Below are 17,245 nucleotides of genomic sequence, written 5' to 3'. Positions count from 1 at the left end.
GCTCAGGCACCGGGCTCCCCCGCCCGGGCTCCGCGCATCTGCCAGCCGAGCTGGAACAGCGTCTCCGCGTCGTACATCTCCCGGAGCCGGGAGATGTAGGCGGCCACCGTCCGCTCGCTCAGTCCCAGCCGTGCGGCGATCGTCCGCTGGGTCAGCCCCTGGGCGAGCAGCCGGCCGACCTGCTCGTGCACCGCGGAATCGGCCGTACCGGCAGCCAGCGCGGCCCAGTTGACGCCTTCGGCGTGGTGCCAGTGCTGCTCGAAGGTGTCCACCAGGAACGCCACCACGGCCGGATCGGTCACCAGTACGGCCTTCGTCCCGTCGGCGCCCTTCGGCAGCACCGCCACCGAACGGTCGAAGATCACCAGGCGGGTGAAGTCGGCGGCCAGCGTCCGGATCGAGCAGCCGAGTCGGGTGACCTCCGCGGCGTAGTCGACCGTGGCCGGGTCGAGCCTGGCCGGCGGCTGGTAGATCGTCCGGACGCTGCCGCCCCTGCGCAGGTAGGCACTGGTGTGGTGGAGCATGTCCGCGATGACGCCGGCCGGACGGGCGCCTCCCGGCTGCATGGTCATGGACTCGTGCGGGTACTCCCGCGCGAGGCAGGTCAGCAGCGTGCGGATCTCCGGCACACCCTCGACATGCTCCACCCCTCCCGTCACATCGAGGTGGCGCGAGGTGCGTTCGTAGGCCCGGACGAGTTCGTCCAGGCGGTCCGGCAACCGCTCGGACTGCTGGAGCAGCCTGACCCCCTCCGCCCGCAGGTCCGCCGCCACCTGGTCGGCGAGCGCCCGCGGGCTCACGGCCACGTACGACGAGTCCAGGGCGTGCGGCACCAGCAGGCCGAGGCGGATCAGCGCCTCCAGCGCGCCCCGGTCCGCCGGGTCCACCTCGGCGGACCCGATCCGGCCGCCCTCGCGCAGCACCGCGAGGTAGAGCTCCCGGGCGGCCTCGTCCGGCAGTACCGCGTTCAGCACCTCGGAGGTCCTGGGGACCGCCGGGGCCGCCGGCTCATCCGTCGTCACGGCCGCCCCGCATCAGCCAGCCGAGCTGGAAGAGGGTCTGGGCTCCGTAGCGGTCGCGCAGCCGGGAGATGTGGGCGGCGACGGTGCGTTCGCTCAGACCGAGGCGGGTGGCGACGGCGCGCTGGGTGAGGCCGCGGGCGAGCAGGCGGCCGACGCGTTCGGGCGGGCTGTGGGCGGCGCCCCGGCCGGGCGCGGTGGAGCGGCCGATGGCATCGGCGCGGCACCAGTCGCGTTCGAAGGCGTTGACGATGAAGGCGATCGCGGCCGGGTCGGTGATGAACGCGGCGGTGCTGTGGTCGTCCGAGGCGGAGATCACGGCCACCGAGCGGTCGAAGATCATCAGCCGCTGGATGGGCTCGTCCAGGATCCGGATCAGCGAGCCGCGCCGGGTGACCTCCTCGGCGTAGGCCAGGGCGGGCGGTTCGGACATCGCGACCGGCTGGTAGATGGTGCGCAACGAGCAGCCGCGCCGGAGCAGTTGGACGTCCTGCTGGATCGCGATCTTGAGCGCGTCGGCCGGCCGGGGCCCCGGCTGGGCGGTGAGGACCTCGGTACGGCAGTCGGAGACCAGCTGCGAGATCCGGTGCCGGATGTGGATGTGGCCCTCGATGTAGACGGCCCCGCCGGAGCGCTCGGGCGGGCGGGGCATCGCGTCGTAGGCGCGGGTGAGGGCGTCCAAGGTGCCGGGGAGGTTCTCGGCGCGGACCAGGAGCCGGGTGGCCTCGCTGCGGAGTTCGGCGCCGAGGCGGTCGCTGACCGAGCGGGGGCTCACGGCGGTGTAGCAGGCGTCCATCGGGTTGGGCACCAGCAGGCCGATGGAGACCAGCCGGTGGACGGCCGCGCGGTCGGCCTCGGGGACGTCGGCGAAGCGGACGCGGCCGCCGTCGGCGAGGATCGCCAGGTAGAGGCCGCGGGCGGTCTCGTCGGGCTCGCCGGCGGCCGCGGCGGTGCCGGCCGCGCCCTCGTCGGGGGCGCCGCCCGAGGTGTCCTTCGGATCCGCCGTCGCTCCGAACGTCACGTCGAACGCTCCCTGCCGGGTTCTCTCGGGGTGTGGTGCTCCGCGCGCGCGGCGCGGTGACCGTCGGCCCTCACGCTACTGGGGACCGACGGGTCCCCGGACCTCGGGTGCCGTCGCACACGGGTCCGGGGAGCCGTCGGTCTACGCCGCGGTCCCAGCGCTTCCGGCGAGGCGGAGCAGCAACGCCTCGCCGGCTCCGGTCCCGGGGGCCATCACCACACATGGCGTCCCGGCCGGCGCTCTTCCCCCCCGATATGCAGGCACGTGCGGACGTGCCGGTCGCATCCAGCAATGAAGAGCAAGTCGCCATCATCGGGCTGCGGTTGCCCGGACGACCTGGCGTGACTCCACCCTCACAGCGTGACGGCCGGTGAACAAGTGCCGCCCTGCTGCATGTTCTCGCAATTGCAGAAACCTGCAGCACCGGACCGGCCCCGACCGGCCCGGTCCGTTGCCGGTTCCTGCGAAGTACCAGGTCAGCGAGGTGTTGCGGAAGTTCTCCGACCGCCCGTCCGGTCGGTGGCGGACGCGCGGAGTCCGGAAAACCGGACTCGTGGGGCCGTCGGGGCCGGTCCCGGCGGGCCTCGGCGGGCCTCAGCGGGCCAGCAGCCGTCCGCCGGCCAGCGCGGCGGCCGTGCCGCCGGCCGCGATCGCCCAGCCCGCCAGCAGCAGCGCGAACAGGCCGACGGCGAGCCCGGTGAACCCGGCGAAGCCGGTGTGCCGGGCCAGCGCGGCCGCCCCGGTGACGCAGGTGCCGACCGGGAAGGTGAACGCCCACCAGGTCATCCCGAACCCCATCCCGGCCCGCCGGGCGCGCAGATTGGCGGCGAGGGCGAGCAGCAGCCACAGCATCGCGACACCGAGCACGGCCACGCCGTACAGCTCGGCGAGCGGGAGCGCGACCGGGGCGAGCCGGGGCAGGACCGGGCCGGCGGCGTCGGCGAGCTGGTGCACGGCGGTGGTGGACTGGCCGAGCGGGCCGAGCACCAGGAACAGGGTCGGGGTGAGCGCCAGGGCGGACAGCTTGCTGTGCACCAGGCCGGTGAGCACCACCGGCAACAGGGCCAGGGTGGCCAGCAGGCCGATCCCGAACAGCGTCGCGCAGCCGTAGAGCAGGGCCTCCCGGGCACTGCCTGCGGGCAGGTGCGGGACCAGCGCCGGGCCGGCGGCGGAGGCGACCAGCGGGGCGACCACGGGCAGCAGCCAGGTCGGGTTGGCGCCGAGCGGGGAGACCTTGTGCCGGGTGATCATCAGATAGGGGATGCCGACCGCGACGGCCAGCGCGTACAGCGTGCCCGCCGTCCACAGCACCAGGTCGATCGCGACGGCCGGGCCGGTGCCGAGCACCCGGGAGCCGACGGTCAGGGTGCCGAGGCCGACCGAGAGCAGCGCCATCGGCGGACAACCGTAGAAGACGGCGGTGGCCGGGTTCTCCAGCAGGTGCTCCCGGGCGGCCTCGCGGTGCCGGGTCAGGTGGACCGCGCGGGCGGTACCGAGCAGCAGCAGGGCGGCCAGTCCGAGCGCCCACGCCACCTCGGCGAACCCCAGCAGGCCGGGCCACCGGACCGGGAGGGCGGCCGCGCCGTTCGCCACGATCGCCGTCCCCATGACCACCGCGTACCAGTTCGGGGTGAGCTGGGAGAGGTCGAGGCGGCGGGCCCGGGCGGTGAGGCGGGCCCGGGCGGACATCGGGGGAGCGGCGCTGAGCAGGGTGACCATGGCATCAACCGTCCCCCGGGACGGCGGCCGCCGGTAGCGCCGCGCGCTCTATGAGGGCATAGCCTGGATCTATGCCCCTCTCCCCGCGCGTCCCCGAAATCGGTGCCCTGGAGCTGCTGCTCGCGGTGGCCCGGCTCGGCAGTGTCGGCCGGGCGGCCGCCGAGATCGGGGTGAGCCAGCCGACCGCCAGCGCCCGGATCAAGGGCATGGAGCGGCAGATCGGCGTCCCGCTGCTGGAGCGCTCCCCGCGCGGCTCCCGGCCCACCGAGGCGGGCCGGCTGGTGGTCGAGTGGGCCCGGCAGGTGGTGGAGGCGGCGCAGGCGCTGGACGCCGGGATCGACGCACTGCGCGAGCGCCGGGACGCCCGGCTGACCGTGGTGGCCAGCCTGACCGTCGCCGAGTACCTGATGCCGGGCTGGCTGCTGGCGCTGCACGCGACCAATCCGGGGACGGCCGTGACGCTGCGCACCGCCAACTCGGCGGACGTGGCCGGGCACGTGCTGTCCGGGGACGCCGACCTGGGCTTCGTCGAGGGGCCGCTGCCGCCGGCCGGGCTGGCGGGCGCGGTGGTGGCGGCGGACCGGCTGGTGGTCGTGGTGGCACCGGACCATCCGTGGGCGCGCCGGCGCTCGCCGCTGTCCGGGGCGGAGCTCTCGGCGACCCCGCTGGTGCTGCGCGAACCGGGTTCGGGCACCAGGGAGGTGCTGGAGATGGCGCTGGACCCGTACGGCGGCGCCGCGCCGCCGCGGCTGGAGCTGGCCTCGTCGACGGCGCTGAAGGCGGCGGCGATGACCGGCGCCGGGCCGGTCTGCCTGAGCGAGCTGGCGGTGGTGGAGGAGCTGGCGACCCGGCGGCTGGTGGCGGTGCGGCTGGCGGAGGAGCTGGACCTGCGGCGGCCGCTGCGGGCGGTCTGGCCGTCCGGGCAGCGGCCGTCCGGGCCGGCCCGGGACCTGCTGGCGCTGACCCGGCGGACGGCGGGGACGCACCAGGCGAGGATGGCCCAGGCGCGGACCCTGCCGCCGAGGACGGCGGCCCGGCCGGCCACCGGGACGGGCGCGGCCGCGGGCACCGCCGGGTCGGCCGCGCGGAGCGAGCGGCCCGTTCTGCGGGCCCGCCCCGACCGTTCACGCAAAAGTTGAGCGGAATAGACTCAACTTAGTGCATGCTGTAGAGAGCAGACATCAGCTCGACGAGGGAGGACCCCCCAGCAGTGGACGCCAGCAAGTTCACCACCAAGACGCAGGACGCCCTGTCCGCCGCGATCCGGCAGGCGGGCGCGGCCGGCAACCCGGACGTCAAGCCGGTGCACATCCTGATCGCCCTGCTGGAACAGCCCGAGGGCATCGCCAGGCCGCTGCTCGAGGCGGTCGGCGCGGACGTGTCCGCGATCGACGCCGACGCCCGCCGGCAGCTGACCGCACTCCCGAGCGCCTCCGGCTCCACCGTCGCCGCGCCGCAGCTGGCCCGCGACACCATGGCCGTGCTGACCGAGGCCGGCAAGCGCGCCGACGACCTCGACGATCAGTACGTCTCCACCGAGCACCTGCTGGTCGGCCTGGCCGCCGAGGGCGGCGCGGTCGCCGAGCTGCTGGTGCGGCAGGGCGCCACCGCCAAGGCGCTGCTGGCCGCGTTCAAGGACGTCCGCGGCAGCGCCCGGGTCACCTCGCCGGACCCGGAGGGCACCTACAAGGCCCTGGAGAAGTACGGCACCGACCTCACCCAGGCCGCCCGGGACGGCAAGCTCGACCCGGTGATCGGCCGGGACCAGGAGATCCGCCGGGTGGTCCAGGTGCTCTCCCGCCGGACCAAGAACAACCCGGTGCTGATCGGCGAGCCCGGCGTCGGCAAGACCGCCGTGGTCGAGGGCCTGGCCCAGCGCATCGTGGCCGGCGACGTGCCGGAGTCTCTGCGCGGCAAGCGGCTGGTCGCGCTGGACCTCGGCGCGATGGTGGCCGGCGCCAAGTACCGCGGCGAGTTCGAGGAGCGGCTGAAGGCCGTCCTCAACGACATCAAGCAGAGCAACGGCCAGGTCGTCACCTTCATCGACGAGCTGCACACCATGGTCGGCGCGGGCGCCGGCGGCGACTCCGCGATGGACGCCGGCAACATGCTCAAGCCGATGCTGGCCCGCGGCGAGCTGCGGATGGTCGGCGCCACCACCCTGGACGAGTACCGCGAGCGGATCGAGAAGGACCCGGCCCTGGAGCGCCGCTTCCAGCAGGTGCTGGTCGGCGAGCCGAACGTCGAGGACTCGATCGCCATCCTGCGCGGCCTCAAGGGCCGGTACGAGGCGCACCACAAGGTGCAGATCTCGGACGCCGCGCTGGTCGCCGCGGCCACCCTCTCGCACCGCTACATCACCTCCCGCTTCCTGCCGGACAAGGCGATCGACCTGGTCGACGAGGCGGCCTCCCGGCTGCGGATGGAGATCGACTCCTCGCCGGTCGAGATCGACGAACTCCAGCGCTCCGTCGACCGGTTGCGGATGGAGGAGCTGGCCCTGGAGAAGGAGTCGGACCCGGCCTCGGTCGACCGGCTGGCCAAGCTCCGCCGCGATCTCGCCGACAAGAACGAGCAGTTGAGCGTGCTCACGGCCCGCTGGGAGCAGGAGAAGAAGAGCCTGAACCGGGTCGGCGAGCTCAAGGGCCGCCTGGAGGACCTGCACGGCGCGCTCGAACGCGCCCAGCGGGACGGCGACTTCGAGCGGGCGTCGAAGCTGATGTACGCCGAGATCCCGGCCGCCGAGAAGGAGCTCACCGAGGCCCAGGAGCGCGCCGCCGGCGAGGACACCTCCGCCTCGATGGTCAAGGAGGAGGTCGGCCCGGACGACGTGGCCGATGTGGTGGCGTCCTGGACGGGCATCCCGGCCGGCCGCCTCATGGAGGGCGAGAGCTCCAAACTCCTTCGCATGGAGGAGGAGTTGGGCCGACGCCTGATCGGCCAGCCGGAGGCCGTGCAGGCCGTGTCGGACGCCGTGCGGCGCACCCGCTCGGGCATCGCCGACCCGGACCGCCCGACCGGCTCCTTCCTCTTCCTCGGCCCCACCGGCGTCGGCAAGACCGAACTCGCCAAGGCCCTGGCCGACTTCCTCTTCGACGACCAGCGGGCGATGGTCCGCATCGACATGAGCGAGTACGGCGAGAAGCACTCCGTCTCCCGCCTGGTCGGCGCCCCGCCCGGGTACATCGGCTACGAGGAGGGCGGCCAGCTCACCGAGGCGGTCCGCCGCCGCCCGTACAGCGTGGTGCTGCTGGACGAGGTGGAGAAGGCCCACCCCGAGGTCTTCGACGTGCTGCTCCAGGTGCTCGACGACGGCCGGCTCACCGACGGCCAGGGCCGCACGGTGGACTTCCGCAACGCGATCCTGATCCTCACCTCCAACCTGGGCAGCCAGTTCCTGGTGGACCCGACCACCCCGGACGAGCGCAAGAAGGACCTCGTCCTGGAGTCGGTGCGGTCCGCCTTCAAGCCGGAGTTCCTCAACCGGCTGGACGACATCGTGGTCTTCGACCCGCTGGGCACCGCCGAGCTGACCCGGATCGTCGACCTCCAGGTGGCCCGGCTCGCCGACCGGCTGCGCGACCGCCGGCTCGAGCTGGAGGTCTCCGCGGCCGCCCGGGACTGGCTGGCGCTCACCGGCTACGACCCGGCGTACGGCGCCCGGCCGCTGCGCCGGCTGGTGCAGTCCGCGATCGGCGACCAGCTGGCCCGGGCGATCCTGGCGGGCCAGGTGCACGACGGCGACACCGTGCTGGTCGAGCGGGACGAGACCGGCGACCGCCTCACCGTGCGTGCCCGCGGACCACTGGAGAAATGACCCTCCGGGACCGGCCGCCCGGACCCGCCGCGCCCCCGGATCACCCGGGGGCGCGCCGTGATCCGGCCATGCCGCCCCGGCTTGCGGGCACCTCTGTGAGGTGGGCCCCGGATGAGGCAGGATGGACTCGGAAGGGCGGCCTCTCATTGCCGACCACCATGTGCACTGAGGAAGAGGACCCCATGAGCATCGACCCGTCGTCCATCCCGTCCTTCGGCGCGCCGCAGGGCGGTCAGCCCGGCGGTCAGGGCGGCCGACCGGCCGGCCCGCCGCCGATCATCGTCCCGGACCAGGCCCTGGTCGGCCAGCTGCTCGACCAGATGCAGCTCAAGCACGTGGTCGACGAGGAGGGTGACCTCACCGCCCCCTGGGAGGGCTTCCGCGTCTACTACATGTTCCGCGGCGAGCAGAAGGAGCTCTTCGCGGTGCGCGCGTTCTACGACCGCGCGTACCCGCTGGAGAAGAAGGGCGAGATCCTCGACCTGATCGACGAGTGGAACCGGGAGACCCTGTGGCCCAAGGTCTACACCCACACCCACGAGGACGGCGTGGTCCGGCTGATCGGTGAGGCCCAGATGATCGTCGGCACCGGCGTCAACCTGGACTACTTCGTCACCACCACCGCCAACTGGACCCAGGCCGCGGTCGGCTTCGAGCAGTGGATCGTCGAGCGTCTGGGCCTCCAGGACGAGATCGAGGGCGAGGGCGGCGAGGACAAGCCGTCCGACGGCGCCGACGAGAACTGAACCCGCGGGGAACCCCCGTGCACGGCCCGCCACCGACGCCCGGTGGCGGGCCGTCCTTGTCCCCGGGGCCCCTCGGGCCCCAGGATGGGCCCGACCGGGCCCCGGGACGGGCCCGGCCACCGCCGACACCGAGGTACGAGGAGCCGTGATGGGTGCGAGGCCGCTGCTGAACCGTCGTCTGGACGGGCTCGGTACGACGATCTTCGCGGAGATGTCCGCACTGGCCACCGCCACCGGCTCGATCAACCTCGGCCAGGGGTTCCCCGACACCGACGGCCCCGAGGAGGTCCGCGAGGCCGCCGTCCGGGCCCTGCGCGACGGGCGCGGCAACCAGTACCCGCCCGGCCCGGGCGTCCCCGAGCTGCGGACCGCGATCTCCGCGCACCAGCGGGGCCGCTACGGCCTCGACTACGACCCGGACACCGAGGTGCTGGTCACCGCCGGCGCCACCGAGGCCATCGCCGCCGCCCTGCTCGCCCTGCTGGAGCCCGGTGACGAGGTCATCGCCCTCGAACCGTTCTACGACTCCTACAGCGCCTGCATCGCGATGGCCGGCGCGGTCCGGGTCCCGCTCACCCTGCGTGCCCCCGACTTCCGCCCCGACCTGGACCGGCTGCGCTCGCTGGTCACCCCGCGTACCCGGCTGCTGCTGCTCAACTCGCCGCACAACCCGACCGGTCTCGTGCTCTCCCCCGAGGAGCTCGCCGCCGTCGCCGAACTCGCCGTCGAGCGCGATCTCCTGGTGGTCACCGACGAGGTCTACGAGCACCTGGTGTTCGAGGGCGCCCACCACCCGATCGCCGCCCTGCCCGGCATGCGCGAGCGCACCGTCTCGATCTCCTCGGCCGGCAAGACCTTCTCCTTCACCGGCTGGAAGGTCGGCTGGGTGACCGGCACGCCCGAGCTGGTCGCCGCCGTCCGCACCGCCAAGCAGTACCTCACCTATGTCAGCGCCGGCCCGTTCCAGTACGCCGTCGCCGAGGCCCTCGCCCTCCCGGACAGCTACTTCGACGGCTTCCGCGCCGATCTGCTGCACAAGCGCGACCTGCTCGCGGACGGCCTCACCGCGGCCGGGTTCCGGGTCTTCCGCCCCCAGGGCACCTACTTCGTCACCACCGACATCACCCCGCTGGGCGAGCAGGACGGCGTCGAGTTCTGCCGCGCCCTGCCCGAGCGCTGCGGGGTCGTGGCCATCCCCAACGCCGTCTTCTACGACGACGCCGACGCCGGCCGCCCGCTGGTGCGCTTCACCTTCTGCAAGCGGGTGGACGTCCTGGAGGAGGCGGTCGACCGACTGACCCGGCTCCGTCCTGTCGACCGGACCTCTCGCACGTCCTGACGATTCGTCAATTCACCCGACGGGCAGCGGCCTTGCTGCCTGTCGGGCAATCCGTCGTGCCTGCGCGGCAGGGTTTCGCCCCAGGCTGCTACCGTGCGCCCGGCGCGTCCGCGGCGAGGGCGCACGCGTAGTGCGAACAGCTTGCGATCCGCGCACACGGCGTGCGGGCCGGAGCGAAAGGCGCGCGCGGTGCACAGTCGCACACCGGGTCGATCAGAGCAGCGAAGCCGATGTGCTCGAAACGGTGAATGCTTGACAAAGTTGGGTAAATCACCGACGGACCCGGCGTATTCGTGCTTCTCTGCTGCTGAATCTCCAGCCGGAATCCTTCCTTCCACGGTCGGCCGCGCCCTGGACCGCACAGCCACGAACAGCCCCGCCTTGACCCGGGCCCGATCGCTGCTGCTCGGAGGGCGCGCACGGAGCTGAAACGCGGAGCCGAGCATGCTCACCACTTTGCAGACCTCCTACACGGACACCCGCGCGGGTGACCTGGCCTGGTGCCTGGGCGGCGAGCCGCTGCCCGCCCTCGCGGTCCGCGACCTGAGACTCGACGGCCCCGGCCTGCCCGGCCCGTCCGGCACCCTCCAGCTGCGCCTGCTGGGCGCCTCCCACCAGGTCGTGATCGCCGCCGGACCGGGCCACTGCCTGGAGACCGTCGCCTGCCTGCCCGGCCGCCGGACGCCGCTGCCCGCCCGGGTGGCCAAGCAGGTCGACGGCTGGGAGTACGAGTTCGCGGCCCGGATCGAGGCCCTCCCGCCGCACGACTTCGCCGCCCGCGCGCAGGAGTTGCTCGCCCTGGTCGAGGGCCACCCGCGCGGCCTGGCCGGCGTCTTCCCCGGCGACCCCAGCGCCTTCACCGCGCTGGTCACCCAGGGCGGGGTGGACCGCCTGCTCTGGCGCACCTGGCACGCCTATCCGCAGGAAGGACGGCTGGTCTGCACCCGCTCCTCGCTGGTGGTCTCCGGATGACCGGCACCGACCCCGCCGTTCCGTCCATAGCCCCGGCCGTGCACATTCATTCGTACGCAGGAACGATTCGTCAACCTGCGATACCGCCCTGTCCGTCGAATGGGCGCAGCCGTCCGTCCCGAACGTCGCCTAGCGTTTGTTCGTGATCAATCATCCGGTCGGTCCGCCCCCCGCACAGCCGGGCCTCGACCTCGACGACGGCAGCCCACCCCGGCCCGGGCGGAGCCTGACCTCCCTGCCCGCCCGCCGTCGGTCCCGCCTGCGCGCCCGCCCCGAGCTCGCCCGGGCGGTGGTGCTGCTCGCCGCGTTCGTCTGCGCGGCCTGCGGACTCGTCTACGAGCTTGAACTCGTGGCCCTCGGCGACTATCTGCTCGGGGACTCGGTCACCCAAACCTCGGTCGTGCTCTCCGTCATGGTGTTCGCGATGGGCCTCGGCTCGCTGCTCGCCAAACGCTTCACCCGCCGGCCCGCCACCGCCTTCGCCCTGGTCGAGTGCGCCCTCGCCCTCACCGGCGGCCTGTCGGTGCTGGCGCTCTACTCCTGCTGGGCCTGGATCGGCCGCTACCAGGCCGCGATGGTCGGCCTGACCTGCCTCATCGGCGTCCTCATCGGCGCCGAGATCCCGCTGCTGATGACCCTGATCCAGCGGATCCGCCGCGAGGAGGCCGGACGCGCCGCCGCCGACCTCTTCGCCGCCGACTACGTGGGCGCGCTGATCGGCGGCCTCGCCTTCCCGTTCCTCATCCTGCCCTTCCTCGGTCCCGGCAGCGGCGCGCTGGTCACCGGCGCCGTCAACGCCGTCGCCGGGGGCGCCCTGGTGCTCTGGCTCTTCCGCGAGGAACCGGACCCCCGGGCCCGCAGGCTGCTCTGGGGCGGCTGCGCGCTCGTGCTCGCCCTGCTCGCCTCGGCCGCGCTGTGGTCCGGCGCGGTCGAGCGGGCGGCCCGGCAGGCCATGTACGGCGGGCAGATCCGCTCCGTCAGCCAGAGCCGCGACCAGGAGCTCGTGCTCACCGGCCCGGCCGAGGGCCCGCTGCGGCTGTACGTCGACGGCCGGCTCGCGGTCTGCGGACCGGACGCCTACCGGGGCGACGAGGCGCTCGTCCACCCCGCCATGGCCGCCGGACCGGACGGGCGGGTGCTGCTGCTCGGCGGCGGGGACGGGCTCGCGCTCCGGGAGGTGCTGCGGCACAGCGGCGTCCGCTCGGTGCTGGTGGTCGACCCGGACCCGGCGCTCCCCCGGCTCGCCCGCACCGACCCGGGCCTGGCCGCGCTCTCCGACCGGTCCCTGGACGACCCCCGGGTGCGCACCGCCGAGGCCGACCCGCTGGACTGGCTGCGCGGCGTCCGGCCCTCGCCCGGCCAGTCCTTCGACGTGGTCCTCGCCGACCTGCCCGCCCCCGCCGACGGCGGACCGGTGAAGTTCCACTCCCAGGAGTTCTACGGCCTCACCACCCGGCTGCTCGCCCCGGGCGGACGGCTCGCCGTGCGCGGCGGCGAGGAGCAGCACGGGCGGCAGGGGCTGTGGCAGGTGGAGTCCGGACTGCGGGCGGCCGGGCTGCGGACCGTCCCGTACGCCGTCGCGGGCAGCGCGACGGCCAGTTGCCGCCCGGGGCCGGAGAGCACCCAGAGCTTCCTGCTCGCCGCGGCCGCCCAGCCGCCGCTCAGCCTCTCCCCCGACGCCCCGCCGCCCCGCGCCCTCACCGCGGACGGCCTGCGCGCCTCCGCCGCCCGGCTCACCGCCCTGCGGCCGCTCCGCCCGCCCGCCGCCCTCACCCTGCTCGGCCCGCACTGACCCGGATCCGCCGGCCCGTCGGACCCCGCCTGTCGGGGGTCGGCGGGCGGGCGGCGGGCGGGCGGGCCACGGCGACAGGTAGGGGACAGGGCGGGGCCGGGCGCGGGTTCGGTCGGTAGGCTCCGTGGCATGGAGCATGAGGTTGTCGTCCCGATGCCGGCCGGGCAGGTCCGGCAGGCCCTGCAGGATCCGGCGCTGCTGGCGCGTTCCGTGCCGGGGCTCAGCACCGAACCGGCCGCCGTCGGCGGTGGCCCGGCGGAGGAGATCGGGGGTCGGCTGAAGCTGCGGATCGGCACCTCCACCATCACCTACAAGGGCGTGCTCTCACTGATCGAGGGCCGCGAGGGCGTGCTGACCGCGTTCGCCGAGGGCCAGGAGGCTCGCGGCAGCGGCGAGGCGACCGCCACCGTCCGGATCAGCGTCGCCGAGGGGTCCGAGGAGGGCACCGCGGTGGTGCGCTTCACCGGTGACCTGAGTGCCACCGGGCGGCTGACCGAGTTCGACGGCGAGACGCTCGACGCGGCCGGCCGCCGGCTGCTGGACCGCTTCGCCACCGCCCTGACCTCGCCGGAGGGCACCGCCGCGACCGGGCCCGACAGCGACGCCGAGGACGAGACCGAGGCGAAGGCGGACGCGGAGGCCGAGGTGGAGGTCTCGGCGGAGGCGGAGGCGGAGGCCGTCACCGGAACCGAGGCGGACGCCGCCGAGAACGCCGAGAACGCCGAGGACACCGAGGACACCCAGGGGTCCGACGACACCGGCGACTCGGAGGACTCGGACGACTCCGAGGACTCGGACGACTCCGCCACGGTGGTGTTCCTGGAGAACCGCCACGAGGCCCTCGACGAGGACCGCGAGGACGAGCCCGGCGACGACCTCGACGACGACCTCTCCGACCTCATCGCCTTCTCCGACGCCGACGCGGAGCGGTTCGGCCTCCCGCTCGGCGACCCGGACGAGGACGACGACGTCGACGAGCCCGCCGCCGGCGAGGCCGGGGCCGACACGCCCGCCGCCGGGATCGAGCGCGAGGTCTCCGCCGAGGTCCCCGCCGAGCCGCCCTTCGGCTACGAGCCGGAGCCGGTGCTCGGCGGCCCGGTCCGCCGCAGCATCGTCGGCCGCTCCGCCGAGGAGGTCGACCACGCCCCGCCGCGCGGCCCGTACGCCCCCGCCCTGCCGGCCCGCAGCGCCCGCGCCCGGGCGGCCTCCCGCTGGGGCGGCGACGCCGGCGGCATCGTGGTGCCCGGAGTGGGCGGCCGCAGCACGGTGCCGTGGATGATCGGCGGCGGGGTGGCCCTGCTGGGCGGCACCGTCGTGCTGGTCAGGGCCCTGCGCCGCCGCCGCTGACCGGACACCCGCCGACCGGCCCCGCGCCGGGGCAGGCCCTAGACTGAATGTCCATGAGCAACGACCGCGACGCCCTGCTGGCACAGATCAAGAACAAGGCCGTCGTCCACGGCAAGGTGACCCTTTCCTCCGGCAAGGAGGCCGACTACTACGTCGACCTGCGCCGGATCACGCTGGACGGCCAGGCCGCCCCGCTGGTCGGCCGGGTGATGCTGGACGCCACCTCGCACCTGGAGTACGACGCCGTGGGCGGGCTGACCCTGGGTGCCGACCCGGTCGCCGCCGCGATGCTGCACGCCGCCGCCGCGCGCGGCCGTGAGCTGGACGCCTTCGTGGTCCGCAAGGCCGGCAAGGCGCACGGCCTGCAGCGCCGGATCGAGGGCCCGGAGGTCAAGGGCCGCCGGGTTCCACCGAGGACAACGGCCGGGGCCCCGGGGGGTTTTTAGTGCAAAAACCCCCGGGCCCCGCCCGTTGGGTGTGGGGGGGGGGGCCGGTGTTCTGTGACAGGCAAACCCCCGGGGGCCCCCGGCCGTTGTCCTCGGTGGAAGGCGTGGAAGGCGTGGAGGGCTCAGCCGCGCCGGTGCCGGCCGCCACCGGCCTGGACGGCGTCGGCGTCGGCGTTCTCGGCCTCGGGGCCGGCGGCCTTCTTCTTGCGGCGCTCGCGGAGCACCTCGACCAGCATCGGCGAGATGGACAGCAGCACGATCAGCAGCACGGCCGGGATCAGGTACTTGTCGATCACCGGGGCGAGCGCGTCACCGAAGAAGTAGCCGATCAGCAGCATCGACTCGGTCCACAGCACGCCGCCGACGACGTTCCAGAGGAAGAAGGTCCTGGCCGGCATCTCCAGGGTGCCCGCGACCGGGTTCAGGAAGGTCCGGACGATCGGCATGAAGCGGGCGAGCACGACGGCCTTGCCGGGGCCGAAGCGGTTGAAGTACTCCTCGGCCTTCTGCACGTACTCGCGCTTGAAGATCTTCGATTCGGGCTTGTCGAACATCTTGGGTCCGACCTTCACCCCGATCTGGTGCCCGAGCTGGGCGCCGGCGATCGCCGCGATCGGCGCCCCGATCAGCAGGGTCGCGATCGGCAGTCGGTGGCCCTCGCCGAGGACCGACGAGGCGGCACTCGAGGCGGCGACACCCGCGATGATGAGCAGCGAGTCACCCGGGAAGAAGAACCCGACCAGCAGGCCGGTCTCCGCGAAGATGATCGCGATCAGCCCGATCGCACCGAGGGACGAGATCAGTGATTTGGCGTCGAGCAGATTGACGGCCAGCTGGTTGTAGTCCACGGCCGCAGGATAGCGGGCCCGTCTTTGTTCGAGCCTCGCCCCAGGGGGTTGGTGGGTGATCGTCCTTTCGTCGCACGTCACCGCCGCCCCCGGGGCGCGGCCCCGGGAACGGCGGCTGCCGGGGGCGGCCGTCCCGACTGGCGGGCCGCATGGTGGAGGCGGTGGGCATTCTGGGAAGATGGCACCGGCGACCGGCCCGCGGTGGCGAACACCCTCATCGCCGCTCCGCGGCCGCTGCCTCTGACCTCGGTACCGGTCAAGCCGCACGCAGAGCCGCGCACCGGCCCCGGTACCCCGGAGTCGTCACCAGGCGTACACAGCGTCGGACAGCACCGTCCGTACGCCGCACACCGACAGGAGCGGATTCGCATGCCCATCGCAACTCCCGAGATCTACAACGAGATGCTGGACCGGGCCAAGGCGGGCAAGTTCGCCTACCCGGCGATCAACGTGACCTCCTCGCAGACCCTGCACGCCGCGCTGCGCGGTTTCGCCGAGGCCGAGAGCGACGGCATCATCCAGATCTCGACCGGCGGCGCGGAGTTCCTGGGCGGCCAGCACAACAAGGACATGGTGACCGGCGCCGTCGCGCTCGCCGAGTTCGCGCACATCGTCGCCGCCAAGTACGACATCACCGTCGCGCTGCACACCGACCACTGCCCGAAGGACAAGCTGGACGGCTACGTCCGCCCGCTGCTGGCGGTCTCCGCCGAGCGCGTGGCCAAGGGCCAGAACCCGCTGTTCCAGTCGCACATGTGGGACGGCTCCGCCGAGACCCTGAGCGACAACCTGGCCATCGCCCAGGAGCTGCTCGCCCAGGCCGCCGCCGCCAAGATCATCCTCGAGGTCGAGATCACCCCGACCGGTGGCGAGGAGGACGGCGTCACCCACGAGATCAACGACGAGCTGTACACCACCGTCAACGACGCCGTCCGCACCGCCGAGGCCCTGGGCCTGGGCGAGAAGGGCCGCTACCTGCTGGCCGCCTCCTTCGGCAACGTGCACGGCGTCTACAAGCCGGGCAACGTCGTGCTGAAGCCGGAGCTGCTGCGCGAGCTGCAGGACGCGATCGGCAAGCAGTACGGCAAGAACGACCCGTTCGACTTCGTCTTCCACGGCGGCTCCGGCTCGACCGCCGAGGAGATCGCCACCGCGCTGGAGAACGGCGTCGTGAAGATGAACCTCGACACCGACACCCAGTACGCCTTCACCCGCCCCGTCGTGGCGCACATGTTCCAGAACTACGACGGTGTGCTGAAGGTCGACGGCGAGGTCGGCCGGAAGAACACCTACGACCCGCGCACCTGGGGCAAGCTCGCCGAGGCCGGCATGGCCGCGCGCGTGCTGGAGGCCGCCCAGCAGCTGCGTTCCGCGGGCAACCGCCTGAAGTAGCGGCCCTGCCCCCAGTGGTCCTGCGCTCGTGCCCCCCGGTGGTTCACTGGGGGGCATGAGCATTCACGAGAACCTCCTCGGGGGTCCCGCCCCGACGCACCTGCCCGCCGAGCCCGGCCCGCTGGAGCTGCTGGCCGGCGGCGCCTCCCCGGCCGAGGTGGCCGCGAAGTTCCCGACCTCCTCGTTGGCCTGGGCCCAGCTCGCCGACGACGCCTTCGCGGCCGGCCGGGTCGTGGAGTCCTACGCCTACGCCCGCACCGGTTACCACCGCGGCCTGGACGCGCTGCGCCGCAGCGGCTGGAAGGGCCACGGCCCGGTGCCGTGGGAGCACGAGCCGAACCGCGGCTTCCTGCGGGCGCTGCACGCGCTCGGCCGGGCCGCCGCCGCGATCGAGGAGAAGGAGGAGGCGGAGCGCTGCGCGCAGTTCCTCCGGGACAGCTCGCCGACCGCCGCCGCGACCCTGGGCTGACCCCCGACGGTCGGTGCCCCGACCGCTCGCGACCCGCCGCCCCCGGTGCCCGACAGGACACCGGGGGCGGTTTTTGTCCGTTCTGTGCATACCTCGTACGTGGACATTCACCGGTCCGCCATGCCAGGGTGGGCGGGCCAGGGGGGCGCGCACGTCAGTTCGAGGTTCCGCGGCCCCACGGGTCGACAGAAAGCCCCAGCGTGCCCGCAAGCAGTCCCGTCCGCCGTTCCCGTACCGCCGCACACCCCGGGGGGCGCCCGGCGCGCCGCACGGGCGGATCCGGCGCTCGGCCCCGCGGCGGAGCGGGCTCCCGCCGTC

13 protein-coding genes and 1 pseudogene are annotated in these 17,245 nt (G+C 73.7%); 10 read left to right on the top strand and 4 right to left on the bottom strand.

Annotated elements, in window-relative coordinates; translation table 11 throughout:
• Positions 1-2: 2 nt before the first annotated feature.
• The 3 genes from IF01_RS0107515 to IF01_RS0107505 all read right to left on the bottom strand — a co-directional run bounded on the left by IF01_RS0107515 (position 3) and on the right by IF01_RS0107505 (position 3,759).
• Positions 3-1,022, bottom strand: a complete 1,020-nt coding sequence (locus IF01_RS0107515; RefSeq protein ID WP_244215456.1) for a LuxR C-terminal-related transcriptional regulator — start codon at positions 1,020-1,022, stop codon at positions 3-5.
• Complete coding sequence (locus IF01_RS50915; protein ID WP_030392505.1) at positions 1,009-2,040, bottom strand: helix-turn-helix transcriptional regulator; 1,032 nt, start codon at positions 2,038-2,040, stop codon at positions 1,009-1,011. The genes IF01_RS0107515 and IF01_RS50915 overlap by 14 nt, the downstream gene beginning before the upstream one ends.
• 594 nt (positions 2,041-2,634) lie before the next feature.
• A complete protein-coding gene (locus tag IF01_RS0107505) occupies positions 2,635-3,759 on the bottom strand; it encodes an SLAC1 family transporter (protein WP_030392504.1) in 1,125 nt (374 codons plus the stop codon).
• 71 nt (positions 3,760-3,830) lie between these two features.
• On the opposite strand from IF01_RS0107505, the gene IF01_RS0107500 reads away from it, so the two are divergent.
• From IF01_RS0107500 to IF01_RS0107465, 8 genes and pseudogenes are all read left to right on the top strand, one after another.
• On the top strand, positions 3,831-4,898 hold the full coding sequence (locus IF01_RS0107500) for a LysR substrate-binding domain-containing protein (RefSeq protein WP_078879749.1): 1,068 nt from the start codon (positions 3,831-3,833) through the stop codon (positions 4,896-4,898).
• 71 nt (positions 4,899-4,969) lie between these two features.
• The gene (gene clpB / locus IF01_RS0107495) at positions 4,970-7,576 is read left to right on the top strand and encodes an ATP-dependent chaperone ClpB (protein WP_030392502.1); all 2,607 of its coding nucleotides are present in this window, start codon (positions 4,970-4,972) and stop codon (positions 7,574-7,576) included.
• A 182-nt stretch (positions 7,577-7,758) separates the two neighbouring features.
• Positions 7,759-8,322 carry a type III secretion system chaperone family protein gene (locus IF01_RS0107490; RefSeq protein ID WP_030392501.1) on the top strand — a complete coding sequence of 188 codons (564 nt, stop codon included), beginning with the start codon at positions 7,759-7,761 and terminating at the stop codon, positions 8,320-8,322.
• A 148-nt stretch (positions 8,323-8,470) separates the two neighbouring features.
• Entirely contained in the window at positions 8,471-9,661 is a 1,191-nt protein-coding gene (locus IF01_RS0107485; RefSeq protein ID WP_030392500.1) for a pyridoxal phosphate-dependent aminotransferase, read from the top strand.
• 444 nt (positions 9,662-10,105) lie between these two features.
• Positions 10,106-10,633, top strand: coding sequence for a DUF2617 family protein (locus IF01_RS0107480; RefSeq protein WP_030392499.1), 528 nt, complete (start codon positions 10,106-10,108; stop codon positions 10,631-10,633).
• Between the two features lie 142 nt (positions 10,634-10,775).
• Positions 10,776-12,425 (top strand): polyamine aminopropyltransferase, encoded by a 1,650-nt coding sequence (locus IF01_RS0107475; RefSeq protein WP_244215455.1) that lies wholly within the window; start codon positions 10,776-10,778, stop codon positions 12,423-12,425.
• A 129-nt stretch (positions 12,426-12,554) separates the two neighbouring features.
• Positions 12,555-13,772: an SRPBCC family protein gene (locus IF01_RS48115; protein WP_157855176.1), complete on the top strand. Its 1,218-nt coding sequence runs from the start codon at positions 12,555-12,557 to the stop codon at positions 13,770-13,772.
• 53 nt (positions 13,773-13,825) lie between these two features.
• Positions 13,826-14,206 (top strand): annotated as a pseudogene (locus IF01_RS0107465) (type I phosphoribosyltransferase); the annotation flags it as partial.
• A gap of 134 nt (positions 14,207-14,340) precedes the next feature.
• Here IF01_RS0107465 and IF01_RS0107460 read toward each other — a convergent pair.
• Positions 14,341-15,066 (bottom strand): DedA family protein, encoded by a 726-nt coding sequence (locus tag IF01_RS0107460; RefSeq protein ID WP_030392495.1) that lies wholly within the window; start codon positions 15,064-15,066, stop codon positions 14,341-14,343.
• 363 nt (positions 15,067-15,429) lie between these two features.
• On the opposite strand from IF01_RS0107460, the gene fbaA reads away from it, so the two are divergent.
• Both fbaA and IF01_RS0107450 read left to right on the top strand, forming a co-directional pair.
• On the top strand, positions 15,430-16,458 hold the full coding sequence (fbaA, locus tag IF01_RS0107455) for a class II fructose-bisphosphate aldolase (protein ID WP_279617254.1): 1,029 nt from the start codon (positions 15,430-15,432) through the stop codon (positions 16,456-16,458).
• A gap of 55 nt (positions 16,459-16,513) precedes the next feature.
• Positions 16,514-16,927, top strand: a complete 414-nt coding sequence (locus tag IF01_RS0107450; protein ID WP_030392493.1) for a DUF3151 domain-containing protein — start codon at positions 16,514-16,516, stop codon at positions 16,925-16,927.
• Positions 16,928-17,245: the final 318 nt, after the last annotated feature.

This window comes from Kitasatospora purpeofusca, from assembly GCF_000718025.1.
GTDB lineage: Bacteria > Actinomycetota > Actinomycetes > Streptomycetales > Streptomycetaceae > Kitasatospora > Kitasatospora purpeofusca.
Note: the sequence above shows the minus strand (reverse complement) of the source record. Positions and strands in the feature narration are given on the sequence as shown.

Bases quoted from the DNA above. Each gene is read 5' to 3' on its own strand.
- IF01_RS0107505 (WP_030392504.1), bottom strand. From the start codon at position 3,759: ATGGTCACCCTGCTCAGCGCCGCTCCCCCGATGTCCGCCCGGGCCCGC.
- IF01_RS0107500 (WP_078879749.1), top strand. From the start codon at position 3,831: ATGCCCCTCTCCCCGCGCGTCCCCGAAATCGGTGCCCTGGAGCTGCTG.
- IF01_RS0107490 (WP_030392501.1), top strand. From the start codon at position 7,759: ATGAGCATCGACCCGTCGTCCATCCCGTCCTTCGGCGCGCCGCAGGGC.
- IF01_RS0107485 (WP_030392500.1), top strand. From the start codon at position 8,471: ATGGGTGCGAGGCCGCTGCTGAACCGTCGTCTGGACGGGCTCGGTACG.
- IF01_RS0107480 (WP_030392499.1), top strand. From the start codon at position 10,106: ATGCTCACCACTTTGCAGACCTCCTACACGGACACCCGCGCGGGTGAC.
- IF01_RS48115 (WP_157855176.1), top strand. From the start codon at position 12,555: ATGGAGCATGAGGTTGTCGTCCCGATGCCGGCCGGGCAGGTCCGGCAG.
- IF01_RS0107450 (WP_030392493.1), top strand. From the start codon at position 16,514: ATGAGCATTCACGAGAACCTCCTCGGGGGTCCCGCCCCGACGCACCTG.